At 63.9% G+C, this 25,180-nt stretch carries 23 protein-coding genes and 1 tRNA gene; 7 read left to right on the top strand and 17 right to left on the bottom strand.

Annotated features, from left to right (window positions below; all coding sequences use genetic code 11):
• Positions 1-66: 66 nt before the first annotated feature.
• The 3 genes from AB7G19_RS42415 to AB7G19_RS42405 all read left to right on the top strand — a co-directional run bounded on the left by AB7G19_RS42415 (position 67) and on the right by AB7G19_RS42405 (position 1,573).
• The gene (locus AB7G19_RS42415) at positions 67-756 is read left to right on the top strand and encodes a DNA-3-methyladenine glycosylase I (protein ID WP_085405091.1); all 690 of its coding nucleotides are present in this window, start codon (positions 67-69) and stop codon (positions 754-756) included.
• Between the two features lie 24 nt (positions 757-780).
• Positions 781-1,074, top strand: coding sequence for a DUF1330 domain-containing protein (locus AB7G19_RS42410; RefSeq protein ID WP_085405092.1), 294 nt, complete (start codon positions 781-783; stop codon positions 1,072-1,074).
• 205 nt (positions 1,075-1,279) lie between these two features.
• Complete coding sequence (locus AB7G19_RS42405) at positions 1,280-1,573, top strand: hypothetical protein (protein ID WP_085405093.1); 294 nt, start codon at positions 1,280-1,282, stop codon at positions 1,571-1,573.
• A gap of 123 nt (positions 1,574-1,696) precedes the next feature.
• Here the strand turns inward: AB7G19_RS42405 and dinB are convergent, their stop codons facing one another.
• Positions 1,697-2,797 carry a DNA polymerase IV gene (gene dinB / locus AB7G19_RS42400; RefSeq protein ID WP_085405094.1) on the bottom strand — a complete coding sequence of 367 codons (1,101 nt, stop codon included), beginning with the start codon at positions 2,795-2,797 and terminating at the stop codon, positions 1,697-1,699.
• A gap of 43 nt (positions 2,798-2,840) precedes the next feature.
• On the opposite strand from dinB, the gene AB7G19_RS42395 reads away from it, so the two are divergent.
• Both AB7G19_RS42395 and AB7G19_RS42390 read left to right on the top strand, forming a co-directional pair.
• On the top strand, positions 2,841-3,284 hold the full coding sequence (locus AB7G19_RS42395) for a TspO/MBR family protein (protein ID WP_085405095.1): 444 nt from the start codon (positions 2,841-2,843) through the stop codon (positions 3,282-3,284).
• 94 nt (positions 3,285-3,378) lie between these two features.
• Positions 3,379-3,588 (top strand): hypothetical protein, encoded by a 210-nt coding sequence (locus tag AB7G19_RS42390; RefSeq protein ID WP_085405096.1) that lies wholly within the window; start codon positions 3,379-3,381, stop codon positions 3,586-3,588.
• A gap of 36 nt (positions 3,589-3,624) precedes the next feature.
• On the opposite strand, the gene AB7G19_RS42385 is transcribed toward AB7G19_RS42390, so the two are convergent.
• From AB7G19_RS42385 to AB7G19_RS42365, 5 genes are all read right to left on the bottom strand, one after another.
• A complete protein-coding gene (locus tag AB7G19_RS42385) occupies positions 3,625-4,557 on the bottom strand; it encodes a ferritin-like domain-containing protein (protein WP_085405097.1) in 933 nt (310 codons plus the stop codon).
• Between the two features lie 448 nt (positions 4,558-5,005).
• Positions 5,006-5,082, bottom strand: a tRNA-Arg gene (locus AB7G19_RS42380).
• A gap of 103 nt (positions 5,083-5,185) precedes the next feature.
• The gene (locus AB7G19_RS42375; protein ID WP_085405098.1) at positions 5,186-5,905 is read right to left on the bottom strand and encodes a metallophosphoesterase family protein; all 720 of its coding nucleotides are present in this window, start codon (positions 5,903-5,905) and stop codon (positions 5,186-5,188) included.
• 25 nt (positions 5,906-5,930) lie between these two features.
• A complete protein-coding gene (locus AB7G19_RS42370) occupies positions 5,931-6,842 on the bottom strand; it encodes a hypothetical protein (RefSeq protein WP_135214087.1) in 912 nt (303 codons plus the stop codon).
• Position 6,843: 1 nt separating this feature from the next.
• Positions 6,844-7,986 carry an MBL fold metallo-hydrolase gene (locus tag AB7G19_RS42365; protein WP_244623071.1) on the bottom strand — a complete coding sequence of 381 codons (1,143 nt, stop codon included), beginning with the start codon at positions 7,984-7,986 and terminating at the stop codon, positions 6,844-6,846.
• On the opposite strand from AB7G19_RS42365, the gene AB7G19_RS42360 reads away from it, so the two are divergent.
• Positions 7,879-8,295 carry a hypothetical protein gene (locus tag AB7G19_RS42360; RefSeq protein WP_244623072.1) on the top strand — a complete coding sequence of 139 codons (417 nt, stop codon included), beginning with the start codon at positions 7,879-7,881 and terminating at the stop codon, positions 8,293-8,295. The genes AB7G19_RS42365 and AB7G19_RS42360 overlap by 108 nt on opposite strands.
• Positions 8,296-8,363: 68 nt before the next feature.
• Here the strand turns inward: AB7G19_RS42360 and AB7G19_RS42355 are convergent, their stop codons facing one another.
• The 10 genes from AB7G19_RS42355 to AB7G19_RS42310 form a co-directional block, all read right to left on the bottom strand.
• Positions 8,364-9,425 (bottom strand): sensor domain-containing diguanylate cyclase, encoded by a 1,062-nt coding sequence (locus AB7G19_RS42355; protein WP_135214088.1) that lies wholly within the window; start codon positions 9,423-9,425, stop codon positions 8,364-8,366.
• Position 9,426: 1 nt separating this feature from the next.
• The gene (locus AB7G19_RS42350) at positions 9,427-12,537 is read right to left on the bottom strand and encodes a bifunctional diguanylate cyclase/phosphodiesterase (RefSeq protein ID WP_085404083.1); all 3,111 of its coding nucleotides are present in this window, start codon (positions 12,535-12,537) and stop codon (positions 9,427-9,429) included.
• A gap of 175 nt (positions 12,538-12,712) precedes the next feature.
• A complete protein-coding gene (locus AB7G19_RS42345) occupies positions 12,713-13,798 on the bottom strand; it encodes a branched-chain amino acid ABC transporter permease (RefSeq protein WP_028149341.1) in 1,086 nt (361 codons plus the stop codon).
• On the bottom strand, positions 13,795-14,805 hold the full coding sequence (locus AB7G19_RS42340; protein WP_085404082.1) for a branched-chain amino acid ABC transporter permease: 1,011 nt from the start codon (positions 14,803-14,805) through the stop codon (positions 13,795-13,797). The genes AB7G19_RS42345 and AB7G19_RS42340 overlap by 4 nt, the downstream gene beginning before the upstream one ends.
• Positions 14,802-15,524 (bottom strand): ABC transporter ATP-binding protein, encoded by a 723-nt coding sequence (locus AB7G19_RS42335; RefSeq protein ID WP_085404081.1) that lies wholly within the window; start codon positions 15,522-15,524, stop codon positions 14,802-14,804. Before AB7G19_RS42335 ends, AB7G19_RS42340 begins: the two co-directional genes overlap by 4 nt.
• Positions 15,521-16,285, bottom strand: a complete 765-nt coding sequence (locus tag AB7G19_RS42330) for an ABC transporter ATP-binding protein (protein ID WP_085404080.1) — start codon at positions 16,283-16,285, stop codon at positions 15,521-15,523. Before AB7G19_RS42330 ends, AB7G19_RS42335 begins: the two co-directional genes overlap by 4 nt.
• A 64-nt stretch (positions 16,286-16,349) precedes the next feature.
• Positions 16,350-17,534 (bottom strand): substrate-binding domain-containing protein, encoded by a 1,185-nt coding sequence (locus tag AB7G19_RS42325; protein WP_085404097.1) that lies wholly within the window; start codon positions 17,532-17,534, stop codon positions 16,350-16,352.
• A 345-nt stretch (positions 17,535-17,879) separates the two neighbouring features.
• Complete coding sequence (locus tag AB7G19_RS42320) at positions 17,880-19,319, bottom strand: sigma-54 interaction domain-containing protein (RefSeq protein WP_085404079.1); 1,440 nt, start codon at positions 19,317-19,319, stop codon at positions 17,880-17,882.
• A gap of 258 nt (positions 19,320-19,577) precedes the next feature.
• Positions 19,578-21,314, bottom strand: coding sequence for a putative bifunctional diguanylate cyclase/phosphodiesterase (locus AB7G19_RS42315; protein ID WP_085404078.1), 1,737 nt, complete (start codon positions 21,312-21,314; stop codon positions 19,578-19,580).
• A 206-nt stretch (positions 21,315-21,520) separates the two neighbouring features.
• Complete coding sequence (locus AB7G19_RS42310; RefSeq protein WP_085404077.1) at positions 21,521-22,486, bottom strand: sensor histidine kinase; 966 nt, start codon at positions 22,484-22,486, stop codon at positions 21,521-21,523.
• Between the two features lie 179 nt (positions 22,487-22,665).
• On the opposite strand from AB7G19_RS42310, the gene AB7G19_RS42305 reads away from it, so the two are divergent.
• On the top strand, positions 22,666-23,502 hold the full coding sequence (locus AB7G19_RS42305) for an SDR family NAD(P)-dependent oxidoreductase (RefSeq protein ID WP_085404076.1): 837 nt from the start codon (positions 22,666-22,668) through the stop codon (positions 23,500-23,502).
• 221 nt (positions 23,503-23,723) lie between these two features.
• Here the strand turns inward: AB7G19_RS42305 and AB7G19_RS42300 are convergent, their stop codons facing one another.
• Positions 23,724-25,097: a cytochrome P450 gene (locus tag AB7G19_RS42300; protein ID WP_085404075.1), complete on the bottom strand. Its 1,374-nt coding sequence runs from the start codon at positions 25,095-25,097 to the stop codon at positions 23,724-23,726.
• Between the last annotated feature and the right edge of the window lie 83 nt (positions 25,098-25,180).

Genomic DNA, 25,180 nt, shown 5'->3' with positions numbered 1-25,180 from the left:
ACCGCAGGGCTGGACCGTGTCATCGAATTCTGATGTCGTGGCGCATCCTCAAACGCCCGTATCCGCATGACCTCCTTCAAGACCATTCGTGCCCGCGCCGAGAAACGCAAGGGCGGCCCCAAGGCGCTCGACAGGCTGATGCCCGAAAAGCCCGACCTGAAGGGGCTGGCCAAGCTCGGCGACGATCGCATCCTCGCCGAGATGACCAGGCGGGTGTTTTGTGCCGGCTTTGCCTGGAGCGTGATCGATTCGAAATGGGACGGCTTTGAAGCGGCGTTCCTGCATTTCCAGCCGGCCAAGCTCACCTTCCAGCCCGAGGATTATTGGGAGGGCCTCGTGCGCGACGCGCGCATCGTGCGCAACGGCGCCAAGATCATGTCGGTGCGCGACAACGCGGCCTTCGTCCAGGAGATCGCGAAAGAGCACGGCAGCTTCGGCAAGTTTCTGGCGAAATGGCCGCCATCCAACGAGGTCGGCCTGCTCGATCTCCTGACCAAGCGCGGCAGCCGGCTCGGCGGCAACACCGGGCAGATGCTGCTGCGCTTCGTCGGCTGGGATGGTTTTGTCACCTCCAGGGATGTCGTCGCCTGCCTGCGCGATGCCGGCCTCGACATCGCCGAAGAGGTCAAATCAAAGGGCGATCTCGCAAAAGTGCAGGCACAGTTCAACGCGTGGGCCGAGGAGACCGGTCTGCCATACACATATCTGTCACGCATCTGCGCGCTCTCGGTTGGCGAGAACCGAGGCGAGCACTAGTTCACGAGAACAAGGAGAAACAAAATGGCAAAAGCTTATTGGGTTGCGACCTACCGCGCGATCAAGAGCCCCGACGCCATGGCGGCCTACGCCAAGCTGTCGCGTCCGGCCATTGAGGCCGCCGGTGGACGCGTGCTCGCGCGCGGGATGCCGGTTGCGGCCTACGAGCACGGCCTGATGGAACGCGTCGTTCTCATCGAGTTCGACAGCGTCGAGCGCGCCAGGGCGGCGTATGAAAGTCCCGCCTACAAGGCCGCTCACGACCTGCTCGGCGACGGTGCCGACCGCGACATCCGGATCGTCGAAGCCGTCGAATAGCGGCATCGACAGGCGGATCATGTGCATCGTGTGGCGATCCCGTGCCGTGAGCGCGGCAGATGAAACTGGCGATCACGAAATGCATTTTTCCGGAACATTCGTGCGCAACACCCGTTCGGGAATTTGAGCCAGGCGACACAGGCGCAGGGAACGCCCGTTTTGGCTCAACTCACTGAAACCCGGCACGACAGAAACGGAGCAGCTCATGAAGCTCACATCCGAACAGGTGAAGCAGACCGTCAACCAACTCGGCGCCCAGGTGCTCCCCGACGAACATCCCGCCATGCCGCAGCTCAACAGCATGTTCGGCGAGCACACCTTCTTCGTCGACGAGACGGGCCTGAAGGTGCTCGAGCCGACGCCGTCGCTCAGCGCCGAGCGCCAGACCGGCGAAGTCGTCAGCCTCGCCAACTGGAGCGATGCCGACCTTACGCGCCTGATGGCCCACGAGCCGGAACCGACGGGCGTGATCGTCGTGTTCGAGCATGTGAGGCATTGATTGGCCCGAGAGGATCGGCCTTCATCGTTGGCGGGTCTGAAAATCCCGCCACCTTCCATGACTGGTCTGGGGCCACGCCGCGGACAAGGATCTCGCCTTCGCGGCGGGGCTTTCCAGGCTGGTTCAAATACCGAAAGTCAGCTGCGGCTCCGCATCGTCCCCGTCCTGGAGGGCAGACAGCGATACCCCCACGAGCCTGACGCGCTTGGGCAGCGGCATTTCGACTTCGAGCAGGCCGCAGGCCAGCCGCTCCAGATCGTCCCGGCCTGCAACCGGCGCTGTGACGGACCTGCTGCGCGTGATGATCTCGAAGTCGGCGAACTTGATCTTCAGGGTGACGGTGCGGCCGCGATTGCCGGTCGTCTCGCAATGGCGCCAGACCTTGTCGACGAGCGGCTTGAGCTCGGCGGCCAGCGCGCCGTATTCGTCGAGGTCGGTCGAGAATGTCGTCTCCGCGCCGATCGACTTGCGGATCCGGTTGGCCCGGACCGGCCGCTCGTCGACGCCACGTGAGATCCAGTAGTAATAGGCGCCCGACTTGCCGAAATTCGCATTCATGAACTCCAGCGTCTGGTTGCGGATGTCGAGGCCGGTGAACAGGCCGAGCGCATTCATCTTCGCACTGGTCGCCGGGCCGATCCCGTGGAACTTGCCGACGGGCAGCGTCTCGACGAAGGCGGCTCCCATTTCCGGCGAGATCACGAACTGACCGTTGGGCTTGCGATGATCGGAGGCGAGCTTTGCAAGAAACTTGTTGTAGGAAATGCCCGCCGAAGCGTTGAGGCCGGTCTCGGCCTTGATCTTCTCACGGATCAGCAAGGCGACGTCCCGCGCCAGCGGGATGCCTTGCAAATTCTCCGTCACGTCGAGATAGGCCTCGTCGAGCGACAATGGCTCGATAACAGGCGTGTGCTCGGCAAAGATGTCGCGGATCTGCCTGGAGATCGCCTTGTAGACCTCGAAGCGCGGCCTGACGAAGATCAGATCGGGACATTGCCGCTTCGCGGTCACCGACGGCATCGCGGAGCGAACGCCGAACTTGCGGGCCTCGTAGCTGGCGGCCGCGACGACGCCGCGTTCCGCGGAGCCGCCGACCGCGACCGGCTTGCCGCGCAGCTCCGGATTGTCGCGCTGCTCCACGGACGCATAGAAGGCATCCATGTCGATATGGATGATCTTGCGGACGGGCGTGGCCTCGCCAGTCACCGTGCCGGATTCGCTCATGGAACGATGATACAATTGCCCGAAGAGAAGCGCGAGGTGATGGATGCTTCAGTTGTTGGTCTTCGTCGTCGGTGTGGTCGGCATCGGCTGGCTGATCGGCGCGACCAATCTTCCGGGAGAGTGGTATGCGGCCCTTGCCAAGCCGGGTTTCGTGCCGCCGAACTGGGCGTTCCCGGTGGCCTGGACCATCCTTTACATCCTGATCGCCATCGCGGGCTGGCGGACTTTTCGCCGTGAGCCGTCGGGTCGAGCGATGCAGGTCTGGGCCGCGCAGCTGGCGCTGAATTTCGTCTGGTCCCCGGTGATGTTCACGATGCACCAGATCGGCGCCGCGCTCGTCATCCTCATCTGTCTGTTCGTCGCGATCGTGACCTACATCAGTCTCGAGACATCACGGGACAGGCTGGCCGCTGCGTTGTTCGTGCCTTACGCAGCCTGGGTTGCCTTTGCCGGCCTGCTCAATGCGGCCATCTGGCGCTTGAATTGAGGCGATTTGTCCAAGGTTCATCAAAGAGCAATCTCAGGCTTGTGAGTGGCGAGCCTAGGCCCGCGTTCCTAAATGGGAGCGCGGAGGACAGCCAATGCAATACAGCTCCGAGCTCATTCAGACGATGCGCCAGGCCCTCGAGACCGTGATGGCGAGCGTGCCGGCCCATCAGTCGGTGTTCGGTCTGAAAGCCGCTGTCGCCGAATGCATTTTGAAGACTGCCGCGCACGGTCATACGTCGTATGACGCCCTGGTGACGTCCGCCTCCGATCAGATCCAGTCGATCATCTCGATGCTGACGTGAGTGCTTGCCGTGGGAGGCAGGCGGCAGATCCGGAGTTCATGCCGACGGAGGCGCCCATAGGAACTCAGGACGAATGCCCTGCTGGATGAGGTCCGTGCCAAGCGACTGAAGTGTGAACATGGCGCCGATGCTGGGTCTTGTACCGCTTGTCCAGCACGTTTGAAGGCCGATCAAGAGCTGCGACAGGGCCTGGTTGAATGCAAGCGACGGACTCGGTGTGACGGTTGATTGCTGAAAATCGAACCAGGTCGGAAACGGGATTGGTGCTCCCGTAAAGCTCCAGTGGCCCGCCGCATCCTGCACCAGCGTTTTCTCGGTGTAGATTTCCTTGAAGACATAATAGTGGGCGAATGTTGCATTGCCGGTTGGGGGTTGGTTAGGAGAGCCTTCCGTACCTTCACCTTCGCCCTTGATCAGCAGGATCGCCGCCTGCGCATCGGCGATGCTCTTGATCGGCGTTGCTTCCCCCGAATTGACCGCGAAAGCGCTGGCATTGATCGCGGGATTGACTGTGGTGAAGCCCTCGGCGATCGCATCGTAGAAATCACCGATCGTCGCGGGTCCCGTTCTTGCGGTGAGCGCGACCGGTGGAAATTCCGGATACTCGATCTGCATGAAGACCTGAACTTGATCTGGCGTAAGCGGCTTCAGATCAACGGGCAATTTTTGCAGAATTTCTCCGGGCAGGACATTGGTCGGGTAGCTCGGAATGAAGGCCGCATTGGCAATGGATGGCACGCCGCCGATCGCGGTCAGCATGTTGCCTGCCAGGGCAAAGTGATACATCTCTTGCACCACAATGTCCTCAATCATACCGCCGACGCCGCCCGGGTCGCTGTTGATCGACCATTGCGCGCAAAGATAAGGCGGGATGGTGGAGAACTCCAATTGCATCGCGGTCTGGAGTGCGTCTTTCAGGTCTGAAAGCGTCGTAATGCGATCCTCGACGAACTGGGCGATGGTTTTCATCTGAAGCACCCCTCCCGACTCGGTTGATTGCGAAGCCCTGTTCCTGGCGCCGCCACTGGATCGACGTCGTCAAGCAGGTGCCGTGTTGGCTCATTGCTTGCGGGACGAGCGCTCCTGGGGTGATTCAGTCCGACAATAACCGGATATCGGTCTGCGACATCACGCCTACAATCGGACCTACCCCGATGATCGCGACCAGAAACATGCTGCGATCAGGCTCATTTTCCGCAACCCATGAACAATAGTACAATTTAAGGGTGCAATCAATTGCGCCGCTGGTCAGAGATTTGTGACCGCTTTTCCATTCGACGTGCTTAGCCGGACGCGCGCGCGACGTTGCGAAGGCCAGATTGCGAGCCGCAACATTTGATGGATGGTGCCGTCACAGCGTCAAAAGCCGGCACACAGTCTCGGTCCGGCACACAGTCTCGGTAAAGAGTAAGGAGACTGGCGCACCCGACACGATTCGAACGTGTGACCTTTGCCTTCGGAGGGCAACGCTCTATCCAGCTGAGCTACGGGTGCTAGTCGAGGTTCATTTAGCCGATTGGCGGGGGGTGGGCAACCTCCGCTTTGCCCGGGCCCGGACGCCCGGCATCGCCCGATTCCTGGTCTTATGCTTCGCTCTTCAATCCCGGAGGGCGGCCGGTCCCGAGATCTCCCCGGAATCGGTCACGAACATCAACGGGCCCGTCTCCGAGGTGGCGAACACGGCCGCGGTGAGCGGGCCGCCAAAGCAGGCGCCGGTATCCAGATTCAACCGGTTGGCTCGCAGATCAGGTGTCCCGGACCGGACCGGCGTATGACCATGGACAACGAAAAGCCCGTGGTCGTGATCCGACGACAGGAAGGGTTCCCGGATCCACAGCAAGTCTCGCTCGGACTGCGACGCCAGCGACACGTCCGGCCGTAGCCCAGCGTGGACGAAAACTCGTCCATGCTCGATTTTCATCAGCGGAAGCGCGCGTATCCAGTCGAGATGCTCGCTCGGCAGGTCGGCGGGATCGTCGATCCCGTAACTGTCGAGCGTCTGCTCGCCGCCGTTGCCCCACCAATTCATCAGGTCGCGGTCGGTGCGCTCCATGTCGGCTGCGCGAAGCAGCATCTCCTCATGGTTGCCCCGCAGACAGACGAAGGGGCGGTCCTGCTTCCCTTCGCTGCCGACGAGAAAATCCATCACCCCGCGGCTTTGGGGCCCCCTGTCGATGTAGTCTCCGACAAGGACGAACTGGGCGCTCCGCAGGCCGCGAATCTGGTCGCACGCGGCGAGAAGCGACGTCAGCTTCTCAAAGCAGCCGTGGATGTCGCCGATCGCGAAGGTGAGCTCTTCGTGCTCGGGAAGATGCAAAGCCAGGTTTCTCCCGCGTGCCAACTTAGATGGTGAGACCCTTTGTCGTGCCTTTGAACCTGATCCGCTCCGGACCCACGCCCACCTTCGCGAGCGATTCAATCACTCTGTCGCTCAGCGTCTTGCCGTCCTTGTCCTTGCGATCGCGTTGAGCCGCGGTGAAATCATACACGAGCAGCCCGACATTGGCGCTGCTCACGTTGATCTTTGCCCCCTTCGCGACGGCGCTGATCGCCGCAGCCACATTGCGGTGTCCGTTGCTCCATTCCGCCATCTCGGCCAGATTCTTCGCAACCCATCGATAGCTGTCATCGAACTCCGTCTTGTGAAGGTCGATCACCTTCTGATAGTCCCCGAGCTGACCGACAATGTCGCCGTTCTCCAGCTCGGGGTTGCTCAACGTCTTGGCCTCCCAGAACACCAGATCCACGCCGGTCGCCGTCGTTTCGAAGTTCGCCAGGTCCATGCGGGGGAGGTTCCGCTTGATGCCGGGGACGCCGGATGCGTTGATCGCAATCTCGACGTCGACGACGGAGAGATTGGACGTCGCGATCTCGTGGACGCCTTCCTTCTCCTGTCCGGAATAGGGCGATGCGGCCCTTTTGAGCTTCGCCAGCGTCTCTGCGCCTTCGTAGTCGCGCGTCAGCATCCTTTGCTCGGCGTTGCCGAAGGCGAACTTCCCCTCGACCAGCGAAACCTGATCCTTGAGGTCCGGATTCAGCAGATATTTTTCATGCGTCGAGGCGGTCACTTTCCCGCCCTTGAATGACACTTTGAAGATGGATTGTCCCTGCCAATAGACGTTCAGGTACTCGTCCCGAATGCCGATGATGAGCGTGGGATCGGCGAGAACGTCTTTCCACCACCCATCCTGCTGGGCGAGTGTCTCGAGTGCCTTGCGAAAGTCGTCGCCCCGGATTCCGCGTCTGAAGCTCATCTCATACCTCCCACCATTCGCCATCGCTGCGTCGCGTGACGTTGTCAAAATATCTGGAGAAACTGTCGCCTTCGAATGTGTGAACGGGCACCAGCCTGTCCGGCTGTATTGCGTTCGCGAGTCGCTTGAGATCCAGGATGCTGGCGTGGCCCGAGGTGTGGATGATCTCGATGGGAACGCTGCGTGTCGCGAGATCCGCCTTCAGTCTGGCGCCAGGACCGTCCTTCAGATATCCGTCCCATTGCGACCAGATCGCTCTGGTGCCGGGCCAGAGATTTGCGGCCTCCACGTCGTGGGCCATTGCCGGACGAAACAGCATCACGGTGCGATCGGCGATCTCGGTGATGCGCTCGCGGTAGATCCGTGCGGATTTGTAGGGATCCAGCAGGTCGAAGCGCTTGTTCCTTGCGATCTGTCGCCGCTGATATTCCGGCACATAGACCGACAAATTGGGCCAGCCGGCGTTCGGCAAGCGCTCGTTGCCGGTGGCCCGCAATATCTCCATCGCATAGAGGTCCAGCAGCAGCGTCCGGCCGCTGCGCTTGCAGGCGCGATAGATACTGACGACGCGATCGATGTTCTGCGCGGACGCCGAGAGGATGACGAAGCCTGGCTGTTTAAAACTCTGGGTCAGCCTCGCCTCGATGTCGTCCTCCGTCGGGAATTGCGTGTGCTCGTCGAGACGGCCGAGGCTCGACCCCTCCATCAGCATCATGTCGATATCGCGGGGCGGATGGCTGACCAATCGCTCGAACAGACCGCCCTTGCGACCGTGGGCACGGATGTCGCCGCTGTAGAACAGACGCCGGCCGGCAGCCTGGATCAGCAGCGCATAGGCATCATAGGCCGAGTGATCGACGAGATAGGGCGTGATGCTGAACGGACCGATCTGGAAAGTCCTGCGATCGTTCAGCTCGAATGAAACATTTGGCACGAAGGCGTTGGGCACGAAAGGAGCCGCCGCACACATGATGCGCGCCGTCGCGGCGCCCATGGCGAGGGGGACGTCGGGTTTGCACAGGGGAAGCAGACCCCAATGATCGCCGTGTCCGTGCGACAGGACGATCGCACGCAGGGTTGGATCTTCGACGCGAAGCCCGGCCACCGGCGGGAGAAGATCGTCGGACGCGCCGTCGGCATCCAGCGGAAGGCCAAGGTCGAGCAGGATTCGCTCGCCCGCGGCCTCGAGCTCGATGCAGGTGCCACCAATTTGCTGCGTTCCGCGGTGGACACGTCCGCGAAACGAACCGGCTGCTTCGGTCATCAGCGGTTGGTCTTGGCGGCCGAGCCGGGTTCGGCCGTCACTCGCGACCAGGCGATGGCGTTTTTGGCGGAGGGGAGGGCACTGCGAGATGGGCGGGGAAATTTCAAAGCGAATACGGCTCCAGGCAACGACTTATCTATATTCAAACGAGCGCCCGAGAAATTGCGGCTTTTCGAGAAGAAAATGTGAGTGTTGTTCCGGCGCAACATCACCCGTTGGTGAGGCCGAACGCAATAGAACCTTCGGTGGGATGAACGTCAGCCGCGGCTGGACCGGCGATTGGCGACGATGGGAATGGCGGGCGCGTCGCGATCGGCGCGCGCAAACTCCGCCAGCAGGCGTTCGGAGCAGATGACGCGGTTGCGGCCGAGCCGTTTTGCCGCATAGAGCGCCTCGTCGGCCGCACCCAGCAGCCGGTCGGGGTTGCCGTCGGCCTCAGTGGGAATATGGCTGGCGACGCCGACGCTGAGGGTGACGTGGTCGCCGGCGCCAGCAGCGCCATGAGCGATCCGCAAGGCCATGACGGCACGGCGGATCTCCTCGGCGATGGCGCAGGCGGCATCGCACTCCGTGTCGGGCAGGATCAGCGCGAACTCTTCCCCGCCATAGCGGCTGGCGAGGTCGAGCGGGCGTACGGCATGGCGGCTGACGACATCAGCGACCGCGCGCAGGCATTCGTCGCCGCTCTGGTGGCCGTGCCGGTCGTTGAAAAGCTTGAAATGATCGACGTCGACGAACAGCAGCGCCATCGGCTTCTGCGTCCGCTGGGCGCGGGCCCATTCGCTCATCAGCATCTGGTCGAAGGCGCGCCGGTTCGACAGGCCGGTCAGCCCGTCCTTGGTGGCGAGCTCCTTCAGCGCCATCTCGGCGCGCTTCTGATCGGTGAGGTCGCGCAGCGTCTCCACCACGGCGATCAGATGGCCGGCCTCGTCGTGGATGGGGCCGGCGTCGATCGCGAGATAGAGCTGGCTGCCGAGCTTGGGCATCACGCACCAGTTCTCCGCGGAAAAGCCGAGCCCGTTGTGGCCGCGTGCGGCATATTCCGAATAAAACTCCGGCAGCTGCTCGGGACGGTCGAGCGCGACCAGGTCGGCGAGGCAGGGGCGCCTGGTCTCGTAGAAGGCCTGCCAGTGTTTCGTCGTGCCGATCACCTCCGCGGCGGGAACGCCGGTCAGCCGCTCGCAGGCTCTGTTCCAGATCACGACGCGGCGCTTGGGGTCGATCACGAAGGTCGGCACCACCAGATGCTGCATCAGCCGCACGGCATAGGAATCCGCGACGTCGACGGCTTTCGCTGACGTTTTCCGCGGCTTCGCCATCTCAGGCCACCGCCGCCACCGGCGCGGCATCGTTCGGACCGAACAGCTTTCGTACCTCGGCGGCCGGCTTCGGTTTGCTGAACAGATAGCCCTGCATCTCCGTGCAGCCGAGCGCGCGCAGCATCTCACGTTGCGCCTCGGTCTCGACGCCCTCGGCGACGGTGGTCATGTGGCTGGCTGCGGCGATGTTCACCACCGCCTGCACGATCACGGGCGCGCCGCTGGTCTCCGCGATGTCGGCGACGAAGCAGCGGTCGATCTTGATCTTGTCGAACGGGAAGCGCTTCAGATAACTCAGCGAGGAATAGCCGGTGCCGAAATCGTCGAGCGCGATGCGCACGCCGATGGACCGGAGCTGGTGCAGGATCGAGAGCGCGGCCTCGTCGTCGCGGATCAGCACGGCCTCGGTGATTTCGAGCTCGAGCCGGGAGGGAGAGAGCCCGGAGGCGGCGAGTGCGCTGGCAATCCGCAGCGCCAGCGTGTCGCATTTGAGCTGCACCGGCGAGACGTTGACCGCAATCCGCACATGCGCCGGCCAGGTCGCGGCCTCGTTGCAGGCCATGCGCAGCACCCAGTCGCCGAGCTCGTTGATCAGGCCGGTATCCTCGGCGATCGGAATGAACTCCGCCGGCGACACCCAGCCGCGTTCTGGATGCCGCCAGCGCAGCAGCGCCTCACAGCCCGACACGTCGTTGGTGCGCAGGTCGACCAGCGGCTGGTAGTGGATCTCGAAGCCGCCGTTCACCAGCGCCTGACGCAGATCCTGCTCCATGGTCAGGCGCGCCTTGGCGCTGGCATCCATCTCCGGTTCGAAGAAGCGATGGGTACGGCGTCCTTCGGCCTTGGCGCCGTACATCGCAAGATCGGCGTGCTTGATGAGCTGGTCGAGATCGGTCCCGTCCTGCGGCGCCAGCGCGATGCCGATGCTGGCGTCGGTGGAGAGCTGATGGCCGAGGCAGTGATAGGGCTGGCGGATCGCCTCGTAGATCCGCGTCACGAACGACAGCACGTCCGCAGAGGACTGGATTCCGCTCTGGATCACGGCGAATTCGTCGCCGCCGAGCCGCGCGATCAGGTCGCTCTTCTTGAGGCAGCCGCGGAGACGGGTCGCGATTGCCTTCAGCAGCTCGTCGCCGACGTGATGGCCGAGCGAATCGTTGATGCCCTTGAATTCGTCGACGTCGATATAGAGCAGCGCGAACTGCCCGCCGCCGGCGACCTTCGCCAGCTCGCGCTCGATCTGTTCGCGGAACAGCGTGCGGTTCGGCAGGTCGGTCAGCGCATCGTAATGCGCCATATGCGCGATCTTCTCGTGGGCGCGCCGCCGCTCGGTGACATCCTCGACGACGCTGATGAGGTAGCGCGGCTCGCCGGACTTGTCGCGAATGCCGATCCGGGTCGAGGTGATGTAGCGCGGTCCCTTGGTCTGGCTCTGCCAGGCGTGCTCGTCCTTGAACAATCCCCCGGGCGCCTGCAGCGCCTTGCTGTCGTCGTCGTTGACGATCCTGGCGGCGGCCTCCGGATACATGTCGAAAGGAGTCTTGCCGACGATGACGTCACCCGACTGGCCGAACTGCTCCTCGGCGGTCCGGTTGACCAGCAGATATTGCCGCGTCAGGGCATCCTTCACCGTGATCTGCGAGGGGATGTGATCGATGATCTCGCGCAGGAACATGTAGTTGCGGTCGCGCTCCTGCTCCAGATTGCGCCGCTCGGTGATTTCCTCGATCGTGGCGACCCATCCGCCCTGCGCCAGCGGGGTGTTGATGACCTGGAAGGCGCGGCCGTTGGGCAGTTCGTGGATCCTGCTGGAGACCTTGCCCTCGGCGACGACCCGCATCACATCGGTGCAAAACGTCTCGACGTCGCCGCCGAACGTGCCACGCTCCTTGCGATGCTGCATCGCCTCGCGGATGTGACAGCCGGGCTTGATGATGTCGTCGGACAGGCCGAACATCTCGGAGTAGCGGCGGTTGCAGGTGACGATAAATCCGGCGGCGTCGTACAGGATCAGCCCTTGCGACATGTTGTTCAGGGCGGTGTCGAGCCGCAGCCGTTCCGCTTCGATCCGCTCCTGGGCTTCCCGGTTCTGCCGGCTGATCTGGCGGATGATCAGGAAGAGGATCAATGCGATCACGATCGCCGAAAGCGTTGCCGTGGTGACCATGAAGCCGGTCTGCTGACGCCAGTCGGCCAGCGCGGCGCTCGTGGTGTTGGTCGCGACAATGACCAGCGGGAAATGCGACAGCGAGGCCCCCGAGCCGAGGCGGTCCTCGCCGTCGATCGGTCCCTTGACGCGCAGCGTGTGCCGGCCGCCCTCGGCCAGCATCTTGCGCATCAGCGGCGCGTCCTTGAAATTCCTGCCGATCAGCTCTTCGACATGTGGATAGCGCGCCAGCATCTTGCCTTCGCGATCGAACAGCGAGATCGCCGTACCCTCGGCAAGCGCGACAGAAGCGAAATACTGCCGGTAGCTGTCCGGATCGATCCGCCGGACCATGGCGCCGAGGAAGGTGCCGTCCGCGCCGCTCAGCCGCCGCGCGACGATCGTGGTCCATTTGCCGATGATGAAGCTGCGGACCGATTCCAGGATGACCGATTCGGCCATCGGATCGGATTTGAACGTCTGGAAGTAGGCGCGCGAGGAGACGTTGATCTTGGGCAGCGGCTCGGCCCGCGACCAGTTGATCAGCTCGCCGTCGGCATCGTAGATCGCGATGTCGCCGAGATAGGAGACGGAGCTGATCTTGCTCCGCAGCATCTGGTTCGTCGCGAGCCCGGACATGCGCTCGCGGAACATCGCCGGCGAGGTGATCTCCGGCAGGTTCATCTGCCCGATCAGGTCGGCGGCGACGACGTCGGAATCCTGGAATTGCTGATCGAAGTGCCGCGCGATCAGCTGCACCGTGTTTTCCAGCTCGCGCTCGCGATTGGCCAGGGTGCGCTCGCGGAATTCGCCGATGGCCATGGCGGTCACGGCGAAGATCCCGGCGACCAGCAACACGCCGCACAGGGTCAGCCAGAGGACAGGACCACGCCGCGCCAAGGCCGCCCAGCCGTTGGTCGCGGCTGATGACATTCCGGCTGTCACCGTGGAAAAGACCTGGCGCATTTCCCCCTCCCTGGAAGGACAGGAATACACCGCACAAATGGCGCAAACCTTAGGAAAGCCAGTTACCTAAGCATTAATCCGGTTGTGCAGTCGCGCCCGTATGCAGTGGGGCGGGAATCACGTCGCGGTTGTGCCGTGCCCATCACAATCGCTGCGCTGCATCATTAATGCCGGCTTAATGCGAAGCGCCCGCGCTCTTGTCGCGGCCGGCATTGCGCAGACGTCCGACGACGCCGGTCGGGAAGAAGTAGACGCTGGCGATGAACAGCAGCCCGAGCCACAGCAGCCAGCGGTCGGGATGCAACAGCCCCGGCAGCAACGGCAGGCCGGCTTCGCTCGCCGCCTTGGAGGCCACGCCCATCAGCGACTGAAGGTAGTTCTGGGCGAGGATGAAGATGGTGGCGCCGATGATCGCGCCGTAGATCGTGCCCATGCCGCCGATCACCACCATCAACAGAATGTCCAGCATGATCGAGAAGCTGAGCGAGGTGTCGGGACCGGCATAGCGCAGCCACAGCGCGTTCAAAATGCCGGCGCTGGCGGCGACCAGCGCGGCGAGGCAGTTGGCGTAGGTCAGGTGGAAGACGGTGCGAAAGCCGAGCGCCTCGGCGCGAAAGCGGTTCTCGCGGATCGCCTGGAGCACGCGTCCGAACGGCGAGTTCACGACACGCAACAAAGCGAGGATCATCAGGGCCGAGACGGCGAACACCAGGTAGAAGGTGAGGATGCGGCCGTTGATCTCGAATCCGAACAGGTTCTTGGAGATCAGCACCGTTCCGGGCCGCAGCAATTCCGGCAGCTGGAAGCTGCGTCCGTCCTCACCGCCGGTCAGCCAGGAGAGCTGCGAGGCCAGCACCTGGAAGGCGGAGGCGACCGCGAGCGTGATCATGGCAAAGAAGATCGCGGCGACCCGCAGCGAGAACAGGCCGATCGCGAGCGCGAGCAGCGCCGCGAGCGGCAGGCCGACCACGATGCCGGTTGCGACCGCGGCCCAGTTCGGGCCCATCCCGTACAGCGCGATCGCGATGGCGTAGCTGCCGATGCCGTAGAACATGGTGTGGGCGAACGATACCGAGCCGGTATAGCCGAGCAGGAGGTCGTAGGAGGCCACGAGCGCGGCGAAGACGCAGATCTTGGCCGCGACGTTCAGCGCCTTGGCCCCCGGGAACAGGAACGGCGTCGCCGCCAGCGCCAGGATGATGACGATGAGGAGAAGCGTGAGCACGCGGCTCTTCGGCGGATCGCCTGACAGGAGCATCATCGGCTGGTCACCGCATAGAGGCCGCGCGGCCGCCACATCAGAATGGCGACCATCAGCAGGATGTTGGAGACGAGGGCGAGTTTCGGCACCAGGAAGCCGCCGTAATTGGCCACCATCGCGACCAGGATGGCGCCGATGAAGCAGCCGCCGATCGAGCCGAGGCCGCCGATGATGACGACGATGAAAATCAGGACGGTGAGGTCGTCGCTCATGGAGGCATGGACCTGCTCGCGATAGAGCGCCCACATCACGCCGCCGAGGCCGGCGAGCGCCGATCCCGTCATGAACACGCCGAGGAACAGGCGGCGGATGCGATAGCCGAGCGCCTCGACCATCTCGCGGTTCTCGACGCCGGCGCGGATCAGCAGGCCGAGCTTGGTGCGGTTGAGCACGAGCTGGATCGCGATGAAGACGGCGAGGCCGATCAGCATCGCCAGCACACGGTATTTGGCGATCGCGACGTCGCCGAGGATGAAGGAGCCTCGCAGCGAGGTCGGCAGGGGCGTCGGGATGATCTGCGGTCCCCACAGCGCATAGAGCGTCTGCTCAGCGACGATCAGGCCGCCCGTCGTCATCAGGATCTGCTTCAGATGCTGGCCATAGACGGGCAGTATCAGCACGCGCTCGACGACCAGGCCGAGCGCGCCGGATACCGCCATCGACAGCAGCGCCGCCGGCGCCAGCACGGCGAGGTTCATCCACAGTGAATCCGCCTGCATCGAGGCCGCGAACGGCGCGAGCACGAGGGTTGCCACATAGGCGCCGACGGCGATGAAGGCGCCGTGGCCGAAATTGAGCACGTCCATCAGGCCGAACACCAGCGTCAGCCCCGAGGCCATGATGAAGATCATCATGCCCATGGCGAGACTCGCGGCGGTCAGCGTCAGCCAGGTGCTGGGTGACCCCACCAGAGGAATCATCGCAAGCGCCAGCGCGATCGGCAGCAGGATCGGCGCGAGATCGCGCTTCGGCTTCGGCAGCGGATCATTTGCGGCGAGTTCAGTCACTGATGCGCCTCCAGGCTCAGGCCGAGCAGCCGCTCCTGCAGCGGCACGTCGGCGGCGAGCGCCGCCATCTCGCCGCGATGGACGATGGTGCCGTTGTCCATGACCAGCACGTTGTCGCCGAGCTCGCGGGCGGCAAAGAAATTCTGTTCGACCAGCAGGATCGTCGCGCCCTTGCGCTTGATCTCCTTCAGGCACTCGATCAGTGCCATGACGATCGCGGGCGCCAATCCCTTGGTCGGCTCGTCGATCAGCAGCAGCTTGCGCGGCTCGACGATGGCGCGCGCGATCGACAGCATCTGCTTCTGTCCGCCTGAGAGGCTTCCCGCGCGCGACAGCCAGAACCGGCGCAGCGCGGGGAAGAAGCCGAAGATCCAGTCGAGCTGGGTATCGTCGAGCGGCCCGTCGCGCGCCGCCAGCACCAGGTTTTCCTTCACCGTGAGGTCGGAAAACACCGCCATGCTCTCCGGCACGTAGCCGACGCCGAGCCGCGCGATGTCGGGCGTGGCGCGGCTCTCGATGCGCTCGCCTCCGAGCGTGATTTCGCCGCTGGAGGCCTGCCACAGGCCCATGACGGTGCGCAGCGTCGTGGTCTTGCCGGCGCCGTTGCGGCCGAGCAGCATGGTGGTCTGGCCCTGCGGTACCGCGAGGTCGATGCCCTGGAGGATGTGGTAGCGGCCGATATGCGTGTGCACGCCGGAGAGTTTGAGCAGATCGGTCATGCGGCACTCTTTGGAGCAATGCCGAGATAGGCTTCCTGCACGATCGGCGAGGCGATCACCTCGGCCGGCGGCCCGTCGGCGACAAGTTGTCCGTTGTGCAGCACGATGATGCGGTCGGCGAGCGAGCGCACCACGTCCATCTTGTGCTCGACCAGGAGGATGATCTTGCTCTTGTCCTGCTTGAGCTGCGCGATCAGGTTCAGCACGACCGGCACCTCGTCGATGCTCATGCCCGCGGTCGGCTCGTCGAACATGAACACTCTGGGTTCGAGCGCGATCATCAGCGCCACTTCGAGCTTGCGCTGGTCGCCATGCGACAGCGCAGTGGCGGCGACGCCGCGGCGATTGCCGAGTGCGACCTGGTCGAGGATGGCATCGGCGCGGGTGATCAGGTCGCGGCGGACCATCCAGGGCCGCAGCATGTCGTAATGGGTGCCGCTGGCCGCCTGCACCGCGAGGCGGACGTTCTCTTCCACGGTGAGGTTCGGAAACAGGTTGGTGAGCTGGAAGGCGCGCCCGAGGCCGGCGCGGGTGCGCAGCGGCGCGGAATGCTGCGTGATGTCGGTGCCGTCGAACAGGATGCTGCCGTGTGAAGCGCGCAGCTGGCCCGAGATCAGGTTGAAATAGGTGGTCTTGCCGGCGCCGTTCGGCCCGACGATGGCGGTGAGCTCGCCCGGGCGGAACGTGCAGGTGACGTTGTTGACCGCGACATGGCCGCCGAAGCGGATGGTGAGGTCGCGCGTCTCTAGCGTCAGGGCCATCGGGAGAACTCTGGGAATGTGGAAGAAGCCTCTCCCCGCCGATGCGGGGAGAGGGGACTTGATATCAACGCTTGTTGCGGACCGGAACGTCCATGTCCTCGATCTTCAGCTCGCGCACCGGCTCGAGCACGGCCCAGGCGACGTTCGGATCGACCTTGACCTTGAAGTGATACATGCTTTGCAGCGCCTGATGGTCCTCCTTGCGGAACACCATCTTGCCCTTCGGCGTGTCGAACTCCAGGCCTTCCATCGCCGTGATCAGCTTCTCGGTGTCGGTCGACTTCGCCTTGGTGACGGCGGCGACGACGGACATCGCGGCGGCAAAACCGCCGGCGGTGAAGAAGTCCGGCGGCGCGTTGAAGCGCTTCTGGTGCTCGGCGACGAACCAGTCGTTCACCGGGTTCTTCGGGATGTCGTAGTAGTAATAGGTCGCGCCTTCCATGCCGGGCAGGCCCTTGTAGGCGGCCAGTGCCGGCAGGATGTTGCCGCCGGTGGAGAGCTCGATGCCGTAGCGCTTCGGATCCATGTCCTGGAGCTTGGCCAGCGGATTGCCGGCGCCGGCCCAGATCACCCAGATCACCTTGCGGCCGGGTTTGTCCTTCAGAGCGTCGAACAGGCGCTGACCGACCGCGGTGAAGTCGGTGGTCGAGGTCGGGGCGTATTCTTCCGCGGCGAGCGTCGCGCCGGTCTTGGCGAGCGCCTCCTTGAAGGCGGCGACGCCGTCGCGGCCGAAGGCATAGTCCTGCGCCAGCGTGGCCACGGTGACGCCCTGCTTGCCGATCGCGACCGCGTTCGAGATTGCGTCCTGCGACGAGTTGCGCGCGGTGCGGAAGATGTAGCGATTCCACTTCTCGCCGGTAATCTGGTCCGCGACGGCGGGCTCGACGATCAGGATCTTCTTGTTCTCCTCGGCGACGGGGAGGATGGCGAGCGCCGCGGCCGACGAGGTCGTGCCGATCGCGATGTCGGCCTTGTCGTCCTGATAAGCTTCCGCGAGCGCGGCTTTCGACAGGTCGGGCTTGCCCTGGTCGTCCTTGGTGATGACGACGATCTTGCGGCCGTCGAGCGTCATGGTGCCCTTGGTGGCGTATTCAAAACCCATTTGCAGGCCGGTTTCGGTCTGCTTGGCATAGGCTTCGAGCGGGCCGGTCTTGCCGTAGATCAGCGCGACCTTGAGGTCGTCGGCCTGCGCGGAGGTGTTCGCGGCCAGGCCGAGGATGGCTGCCGTGAGAATGAGCGATCGACGCACGATGATTTCCTCCTTGAATGAACTGCCTTGATCACAGCGATTTGCACAAGTGTGCATACATTGCAATTCCACCTTCCGGCGGAGCTTGCACGAGGCACATGTGACAGTCTCTTGACGTGCGCGTGCCGGATCGTCGCAGGCCGCGACGCGTTCGCGTTAGCGATCCCCTGGCTTCACATCAGCCCTTGCGTTTCCTCAGGCTGCCTCAGAGCAAGCCCTGCGCCAGATCCGGAGCTTTGCGCGGGAATGCCTGAAATTGCGGCGGATCGCGCGCGAACGCCACAGGCGAGTGCCGATATGACGGTGTCAGGAGTCCGAGACTCCGGACACGTGCCGTCTCGAAAGTCAGACAGGCGGCGACCCCGACGCCAGTCCGAACTTGGCGAGCTTCTTGTAGAACGTCGCGCGCGAGATGCGCAGCATCCGCGCGGCTTCCGAGATCTGGCCGTTGCTGGCGGCAAGCGCATGCTCGAGCGTCTGCTTCTCGAACTCCGCTTCGGCTTCGGCATAGGGGACGACCGAGCCGGTCATCTGCGTCGCCGGTCCGGGGCCGGCCTCCGCGCTGACCGGCAGGATGTGAACGAAATCGTCGCCGGTCAGGCGCCCGGAATCGCTCAGGATCAGTGCGCGTTCCAGAATGTTGCGGAGCTCGCGGACGTTGCCGGGCCAGTCGTAGCGCGCGAGCGCCGACAATCCGCTCGGCGTGATCCTGGCATTGAGGAAATCGCCGGAGGCGCTGATGTCCTCGATCAGCCGCGCGCAGATGTCGGGCAGGTCGTCGAGGCATTTTCTGAGAGGCGGCAGGTCGATCGAGAGCACGTTGAGGCGGTAGTAGAGATCGGCGCGGAAGGCGCCGTCGCTGACGCGCTTGCGCAAATCCACGTTGGTCGCGGCGATGACGCGCACATCGACCTTGCTGATCTTGTCCGAGCCGAGCGGCTCGATCTCGCGCTCCTGCAGCACGCGCAACAGCTTGGCCTGTAATTGCAGCGGCATCTCGCCGATCTCGTCGAGGAACAGCGTGCCGCCATCGGCGATCCGGAACTTGCCCTCGCGTCCCCTGCGGTCGGCGCCGGTATAGGCGCCAGGCGCAGTGCCGAAGAATTCGGACTCGATCAGCGTCTCCGGGATCGCCGCGACGTTGACACTGACGAACGGCTTTTCCGCGCGCGAGGACGCATTGTGGATCGCCTGCGCCAGCAGCTCCTTGCCGGTGCCGGTCTCGCCGGTGAGCAGCACGGTCACGCTCTGCCGCGCCGCGCGCTTGGCGAACTCCTTGGCCTGCGCGATCGCCGCTGTCGTGCCGACGAAATCGGCAAGGGTGAAGCGCGCCGCGCGGGCGTTGGACAATTGCCGCCGCGCCAGCCGCAGATCGCTCTCGAGCTGGGTGACGCGGGCGAGCAGCGGCTTGAGGCTCTCGAGGTGGTCGTAGAGCACGAACCCGATCGCGCCGATGACGTTGCGGTCCTCGTCCTCGATCGGCATGCGCGTCACCACGAGCTGCTCGCCGTCGAGCTCCATGATGTCGAGCAGGATCGGCTCGCCGCTCTCGGCGACGGTCCGCATCAGGCTGTTCGGGATGATCTCCTCGATCGGCCGGCCGATCGCTTCGGTGGTGTGCTTGAGGCCGAGCGAGGCCAGATATTTCTCGTTGACGTAGATCACCCGTCCGCCGCGGTCGATCGCGATCGCGCCCTCGCACAGATGCTCCAGCCGCTCGAACAGCGTCACCATCGCCCGCGCGCGGACATAGGCGGGATCGCTGACATCGGGGGAGGAGGGCATGGCGTACCTCAGGGAAGTCCGCCTGTGTATTAGCAAAAGGGCAGCAATTTCAAAGGGGGGAAATGGCACGTAAGCAGCTTAGCAATTGCCGTCGTCCCGGGGCGCGAAGCGAACCCGGGACCCATACCCACAGGGAGAAGTTTGGCGAAGACTAGGAGTGGGAGCCTCGCTCCACAACTGCTCCCTGGGGTTATGGGTCCCGGGCTCGCGCTTTGCGCGCCCCGGGACGACGGCGGTACTCGTTGCGCCGTTGTCGCCTTACCGCCGATACCCGCTCGCCCGCGAATAGCCCTGGCGGTTCTGCTGCGTCGGGCGGTTGGACACGCCGGGACGGGATTCGCTGGAGGCGGGGGTCGCGAGCTTGAGCTCCTCCAGGAAGATCGGCCGGGCGAAATAATAGCCTTGCGCGTAGCGGATCTTGGTCGCGGCCTGGAGATAGGCCAGCTCCTCGTAGGATTCGAGGCCTTCGGCGATCACGGTCATGCCGAGCGCTTCGCTCAGGGATTCGATCGCGCGCAAGATGCCCTGGCTGCGCGGGCGCTTATGGATGTCGGTGATGAACGAGCGGTCGATCTTGATCTCGTCGGCGGTGATGTCGGCGAGCGCCGAGAGCGAGGAATAGCCGGTGCCGAAATCGTCGATGGAGATGCCGACGCCGAGCTTGCGGAACATCGGCAGGATCTCGGTCTGGAAATGATTCTTGGCGACGAAGGCATCTTCCGTCACCTCGATCATGAAGCGCTGTGGAAAGCCGGTCTCGTCCAGCGCCCGCGCGAAACTGCGCATGAATTCGGGGTTGCCGGCCTGCTTGGCGGCGACGTTGATGCTGATGGTCGCTTCCGCGCCGAAGCTGTCGTTGATCAGGTCGATCGACTTGACGATCTCGGCGAGCACGAGATGGGTGAGCTCGTCGATCAGTCCCAATTCGCCGGCAAGGTTGATGAACGAGCCCGGCGCCTGGATCACGCCCTCGTCGTCGCGCAGGCGCACCAATGCCTCGATGCCCGTCACGGCCTGGGTGCGGATGTCGACCTTGGACTGGAACGCGCAGCAGAAGCGCTTTTCGAGGATGGCGAGCCGCAGCGACTGCTCGATCTTCATCCGCGCCAGCGCCTCGCGCTCCATGCTGGCGTCGAAGAAGGCCGCCGATCCCTTGCCGCTGTTCTTGATGCGGTACATCGCGATGTCGGCGTTCTGGCGCAGCGTCTCGAAGCTGCGGCCGTGGTCGGGATAGAGGCTGACGCCGACGGAGGTGGAGGCGAAGACTTCCGAATTGTCGATGAAGAACGGTGCGGTCAGCCGCTCCAGCGTCGCTTGCATGAATTCGGCGACTTCCTCCTGGCTCTGGATCGGGGAGAGCAGCAGCAGGAATTCGTCGCCGGAGATGCGCGACAGCATGTCGGAATCGCGCAGGTCGCGCCCGAGCCGCTTCGACAGCTCGACCAGCAGCGCATCGCCGACGGCGTGGCCGTAATAGTCGTTGATGTGCTTGAAATTGTCGACGTCGAGAAAAGCAAGCGCGAAACGCTCGCCTTTGCCGTCGCGCGCGAGCAGGCTGCCGGCGCGATGCTCGATCACGCGCCGCGAGGGCAGGCCGGTCAGCTCGTCGAAATAGGCCGAGCGGAACAGCTGGTCCTCGAAATTCTTCTGTTCGGTGATGTCGGAGGACGCCGAGATCAGCAGCTCGCGTCCGGCAACGCGGACGGGGCGATGGGTGGTCAGCAGCACCTGGCGTGCAGCTCCGTCCTGGAGCGCTTCCTCGGAGATGACCGCCTCGCCGGACCTCAGTGCCCGCTGGCAGGCTTCCCGGCGCGGCGTCGGATCGGGCGACGGACGGCTGCCGTCCATGCCGAGCAGGGCGGCCGCGACATCGTTAACCAGCAGAAGCTCACCCTGCGCATCCTGCACGGTCAGACCGGCAGGCAGCATTCTAACGATTTCCTTGAGAAATCCGAGTTCGGCTTCACTCGCGCCGGAATATCTGTTGTCGTTCATAGAAGTCATGAATCTTGTTGTTTCAACGCGCCTTTGCAATGGACGCGATCTTGCGCAGTTCCCTCTTAGGTTTGGTTAAGGGGTACGGAGAAATACGGGGGTGTTTTGCGGCGATGCGACGCGCCCGACCCATCGTCATTAACGGAGCGTCAACGCGCGCAACGAAACTGCGAGCGGGGCGCGCGTCTCTTGCGCTCGTGCCGCGTCTAACCGTTCTGCGGGATGCGGCATTGCATGATGCAATGCAGGCCGGTCTTGAGATACGAGACCTCGGACTTGCCGTCGAAAGCCGACAGCGCCGACTTCAGCAGCTTGGTGCCGAAGCCGGGCTCGGAGACCTTGTCGATGCTCGGGCCCTCGGTTTCGTCCCAGGTGACGGTCAGACGGTCGCCGCTGACGGTCCACGACACCTGCAATAATCCGCGCGGCGCGGAGAACGCACCATATTTGCCCGCGTTGGTGGCGAGCTCGTGAAACATCAGCGACAGCGTGACGGCGAGCTTCGGCGGCAGGAACAGCCGGTCGCCGTTGAGCGTGAAGCGGACATGGCCGTAAGGTCCGAGCTCTGCGATCAGGAGATCGCGGATATCGCAGCCGCCCTTGTCGATCCGCGAGATCAGATCGTCGGTTGCAGCCAGCGACCGTAGCCGCGGGTCGATCCGGGCCCAGACCTGCGGCTGGTCGTGCAGCACCTGGTGCAGCACGGCGTGCGCGGTCGACAGCTTGTTCTTCAGCCGATGCTGGAGCTCGTCGACCAGCAGCTTGCGGTATTCTTCTTCCTCGATCAGGCGTTTGGAAATCCGGCGCTGTTCCGCCAGCATCCCGCGATAATGCTCGACGCCCCAGATCGTGAGGGCGGAGACGCCCCAATAAAGGGTCAGCAAGGTGAACCTGGAGCGATCGGCAAGAGCGTCGCTGAAATTGACGACGACGCCGAGCACGCCGCCGACCAGCGCGGTGATGATGCCGATCCGCAAGCCGCCGAATGCGGCGGCAAAGAACACGGCCGGAAAGTACGGGGTGAAGTAGACGTCGGGCCGCACATGCGCGAGACCCCAGCGCGCCACCGTCGCAACCAGCAGGCAGGCGACCGCGAAGCCGAGGCTCAGAGCGAGCGATGGCGCTGCCACGCCCTGCCAGCCCTTGCGGAATTCGTCGATCAGCTTCTCCATGCCCGGCCCGGTTGCGCTATGCGCGCGTAAATCGAGAAAGGAGCGGGAATGTTACGCATGTCGCATGCACAAGCAAAGCTTGCCTTGTCGCAGACCGGCAGGAATAGTGACTGTCGCGGCGCCGAGATCGATCGGCGTCCGCCATTTGACATCAAATCATTCGAAAACAGGAACATTCCATGGGTAGGTTGGATGGCAAGGTTGCGGTGATTACGGGCGCGACGAGCGGGATCGGCCTGCGTACGGCGGAAGTCTTCGTTGCCGAAGGTGCCAAAATTGTGATCGCGGGGCGGCGCATACCGGAAGGCGAGGCGCTGGCGAAGCAGCTCGGGGCCGATTGCATCTTTCGCCAGACCGACGTGACGGTCGAAGCGCAGATGCAGGCGCTGATCGCGCTCGCGGTGGAGAGGTTCGGCCGGATCGACTGCCTGTTCAACAATGCCGGCGGCCCGGCGCAGACCGGGGGCATCGAAGGTCTCGATGTCGAGCGGTTCGACGCGGCGATGGCGACCCTGGTGCGCAGCGTCATGCTCGGCATGAAGCATGCCGCGCCCGTCATGAAGAAGCAGGGGTCTGGCAGCATCATCAACAATGGCAGCATCGCAGGCCGTCTCGCCGGCTTTTCCTCCTCGGTCGTCTATGGCGCGGCCAAGGCGGCGGTGATCCATCTCACCAAATGCGTGGCGATGGAGCTCGGCGAGTCCAATGTGCGCGTCAACTCGATCTCGCCCGGCGCGATCGCAACCGGCATTTTCGGCAAGGCGCTGGGGCTGTCGACAGAGGCCGCCGAGAAGACGCCGGCGGTGATGCGTGATGTCTACAAGACCGCGCAGCCGATCCCGCGCGCCGGCATTCCTGATGACATCGCCCTTGCTGCGGTGTTCCTGGCGAGCGACGAGTCGAGCTTCATCAACGGCCACGACCTCGTCATCGACGGCGCCATCACCGGCGGTCGCAACTGGAGCCAGCAGCAGCAGGGATTGTCAGCGTTGCGCAAGGCGTTTGATGAGGCGTAGCGGATAGGTCTCGAGCCCCGGATGCGGTGCGGCGTGAAGTGCCGCTCCGCAGAGCCGGGGCCCGTCTATCCGCAGCTTACCCTCTGGCTTGCTGGGTCCCGGCTCTGCGCAGCAGCGCAAGCGCTGCAGCGCGTCCGGGGCACGAGAGTTGAGCCCGCGATATCTCTGCAACTTTCGTCATTGCGAGGAGCGAAGCGACGAAGCAATGACGGCGAGGGCGCCTACACCGCCTTCACCCGCACCCGCAACCCATCCCGCGGCTTCGGGATCGGCCACATCTGCCAGTCCGGCTTGTAGCCCGGCTCCAGCGATACTTCGAGGTTCTGCAAAAAGTGCCGGGCAAAGCACTTCGCCTGCATGTAGGCGAAGTGCAGGCCGAGGCACATATGCGCGCCGCCGCCGAACGGCACCCAGGCGAAGCGATGCCGGTTGCGCTGGGCTTCCTCGGTGAAGCGCAAGGGATCGAAGCGATCCGGCTCCGGCCAGATGTCCTTCATGTGGTGGGTGTAGAGCGGATTGACGCCGACGGCGGTACCGGCCGGAATCGTAAAACCCTTGAAGGTGAAATCGCGCATCGCACGGCGCGGCATCGACGGCACCGGCGGCTTGATCCGCAGGGCCTCCTTGAACGCCATCTCCGACAGCGGCATTTTTTCGAGGTCGTCGAAGCTGCTCGGCGAACCCGGTGCGAGCCCCAGCGCAAGAACCTCTGCGCGCAGCCTATCCTGCCAGTCCGGATTGGCGGCGAGCTCGCCGATGAAGGAGGTCAGCGACGAGGTCAGCGTGTCGTGCGCCGCCATCATCAAGAAGCTCATATGGTCGATGATGTCCTGCTCGGAGAGCAGGGCGCCATCCTCGTGGGTGGCGCGGCAGAGCTGCGAGAACAGATCGTCGCCGCCGTGATTGCCGCGTCGCAGCGGGATCTGCTCGCGGAAATAGGCGACGATGCGCTTGCGTCCCTTCACGCCGGCGGCCATCTGCGTGCCCGGCAGCGGCCGGCGGATCGGGGCGACGGCAGCCGCGACCATGTCGACGAACGCGCGGTTGATCTCGTCGACCTCCGGCCCGATATCGGCGCCGAGGAACGACGCCGCCGCGAGGTCGAGCGTGAGCTGCTTCATCGCCGGATAAAGCTTCATCTCGCCAGGCTTCGCCTTCCACTGCGCGACGCGCGCGGCGATGCCGTGGTCGAGATCGCTCAGGTACGACTTCATCGGCCCCGACTTGAACGCGACCGACAGCGCCTTGCGATGCAGCCGGTGCTCGTCGAAATCGAGCAGCATCAGGCCGCGCGGAAACAACAGGCCGAGCACCTTGTTCCAGCCGTGCGTCGAGGAGAACAGCTTTTGCTGGTCGAACAGAACGAGCTCGTTGGCCTCGGGCCCGAGCAGCACGACATTGGTCTCGCCGAAAATATGGGTGCGGTAGACCGGGCCGTATTTGGCGCCGTTCGCTTCGATATGTCCCTTGGGATCGGCGAGCACCTGAAAGGTCTTGCCGATGATCGGCCAGCCCTCGTCGCCGGGGATGTGCGTCAGCTCGTTGCGCCTGGGTGCGGTGAACGGAAGCGCAGGGGCGACATTCTGCATCGACATGACGATTGCTCCGGTTGACCGACCGAACAGGCGCGCGAACACAGATGACTACGACCCGCGCCAGCTGACCGGGGTCAGCATAG

The organism is Bradyrhizobium sp. 215_C5_N1_1 (assembly GCF_052075935.1).
GTDB lineage: Bacteria > Pseudomonadota > Alphaproteobacteria > Rhizobiales > Xanthobacteraceae > Bradyrhizobium > Bradyrhizobium barranii.
Note: the sequence above shows the minus strand (reverse complement) of the source record. Positions and strands in the feature narration are given on the sequence as shown.

Coding starts and splice junctions, on each gene's coding strand:
- AB7G19_RS42415 (WP_085405091.1), top strand. CDS start 67: ATGACCTCCTTCAAGACCATTCGTGCCCGCGCCGAGAAACGCAAGGGC.
- AB7G19_RS42410 (WP_085405092.1), top strand. CDS start 781: ATGGCAAAAGCTTATTGGGTTGCGACCTACCGCGCGATCAAGAGCCCC.
- AB7G19_RS42405 (WP_085405093.1), top strand. CDS start 1,280: ATGAAGCTCACATCCGAACAGGTGAAGCAGACCGTCAACCAACTCGGC.
- dinB (WP_085405094.1), bottom strand. CDS start 2,797: ATGAGCGAATCCGGCACGGTGACTGGCGAGGCCACGCCCGTCCGCAAG.
- AB7G19_RS42395 (WP_085405095.1), top strand. CDS start 2,841: ATGCTTCAGTTGTTGGTCTTCGTCGTCGGTGTGGTCGGCATCGGCTGG.
- AB7G19_RS42390 (WP_085405096.1), top strand. CDS start 3,379: ATGCAATACAGCTCCGAGCTCATTCAGACGATGCGCCAGGCCCTCGAG.
- AB7G19_RS42385 (WP_085405097.1), bottom strand. CDS start 4,557: ATGAAAACCATCGCCCAGTTCGTCGAGGATCGCATTACGACGCTTTCA.
- AB7G19_RS42370 (WP_135214087.1), bottom strand. CDS start 6,842: ATGAGCTTCAGACGCGGAATCCGGGGCGACGACTTTCGCAAGGCACTC.
- AB7G19_RS42360 (WP_244623072.1), top strand. CDS start 7,879: ATGATCGCCGTGTCCGTGCGACAGGACGATCGCACGCAGGGTTGGATC.
- AB7G19_RS42355 (WP_135214088.1), bottom strand. CDS start 9,425: ATGGCGAAGCCGCGGAAAACGTCAGCGAAAGCCGTCGACGTCGCGGAT.
- AB7G19_RS42350 (WP_085404083.1), bottom strand. CDS start 12,537: ATGCGCCAGGTCTTTTCCACGGTGACAGCCGGAATGTCATCAGCCGCG.
- AB7G19_RS42345 (WP_028149341.1), bottom strand. CDS start 13,798: ATGATGCTCCTGTCAGGCGATCCGCCGAAGAGCCGCGTGCTCACGCTT.
- AB7G19_RS42335 (WP_085404081.1), bottom strand. CDS start 15,524: ATGACCGATCTGCTCAAACTCTCCGGCGTGCACACGCATATCGGCCGC.
- AB7G19_RS42330 (WP_085404080.1), bottom strand. CDS start 16,285: ATGGCCCTGACGCTAGAGACGCGCGACCTCACCATCCGCTTCGGCGGC.
- AB7G19_RS42320 (WP_085404079.1), bottom strand. CDS start 19,319: ATGCCCTCCTCCCCCGATGTCAGCGATCCCGCCTATGTCCGCGCGCGG.
- AB7G19_RS42315 (WP_085404078.1), bottom strand. CDS start 21,314: ATGAACGACAACAGATATTCCGGCGCGAGTGAAGCCGAACTCGGATTT.
- AB7G19_RS42310 (WP_085404077.1), bottom strand. CDS start 22,486: ATGGAGAAGCTGATCGACGAATTCCGCAAGGGCTGGCAGGGCGTGGCA.
- AB7G19_RS42305 (WP_085404076.1), top strand. CDS start 22,666: ATGGGTAGGTTGGATGGCAAGGTTGCGGTGATTACGGGCGCGACGAGC.
- AB7G19_RS42300 (WP_085404075.1), bottom strand. CDS start 25,097: ATGTCGATGCAGAATGTCGCCCCTGCGCTTCCGTTCACCGCACCCAGG.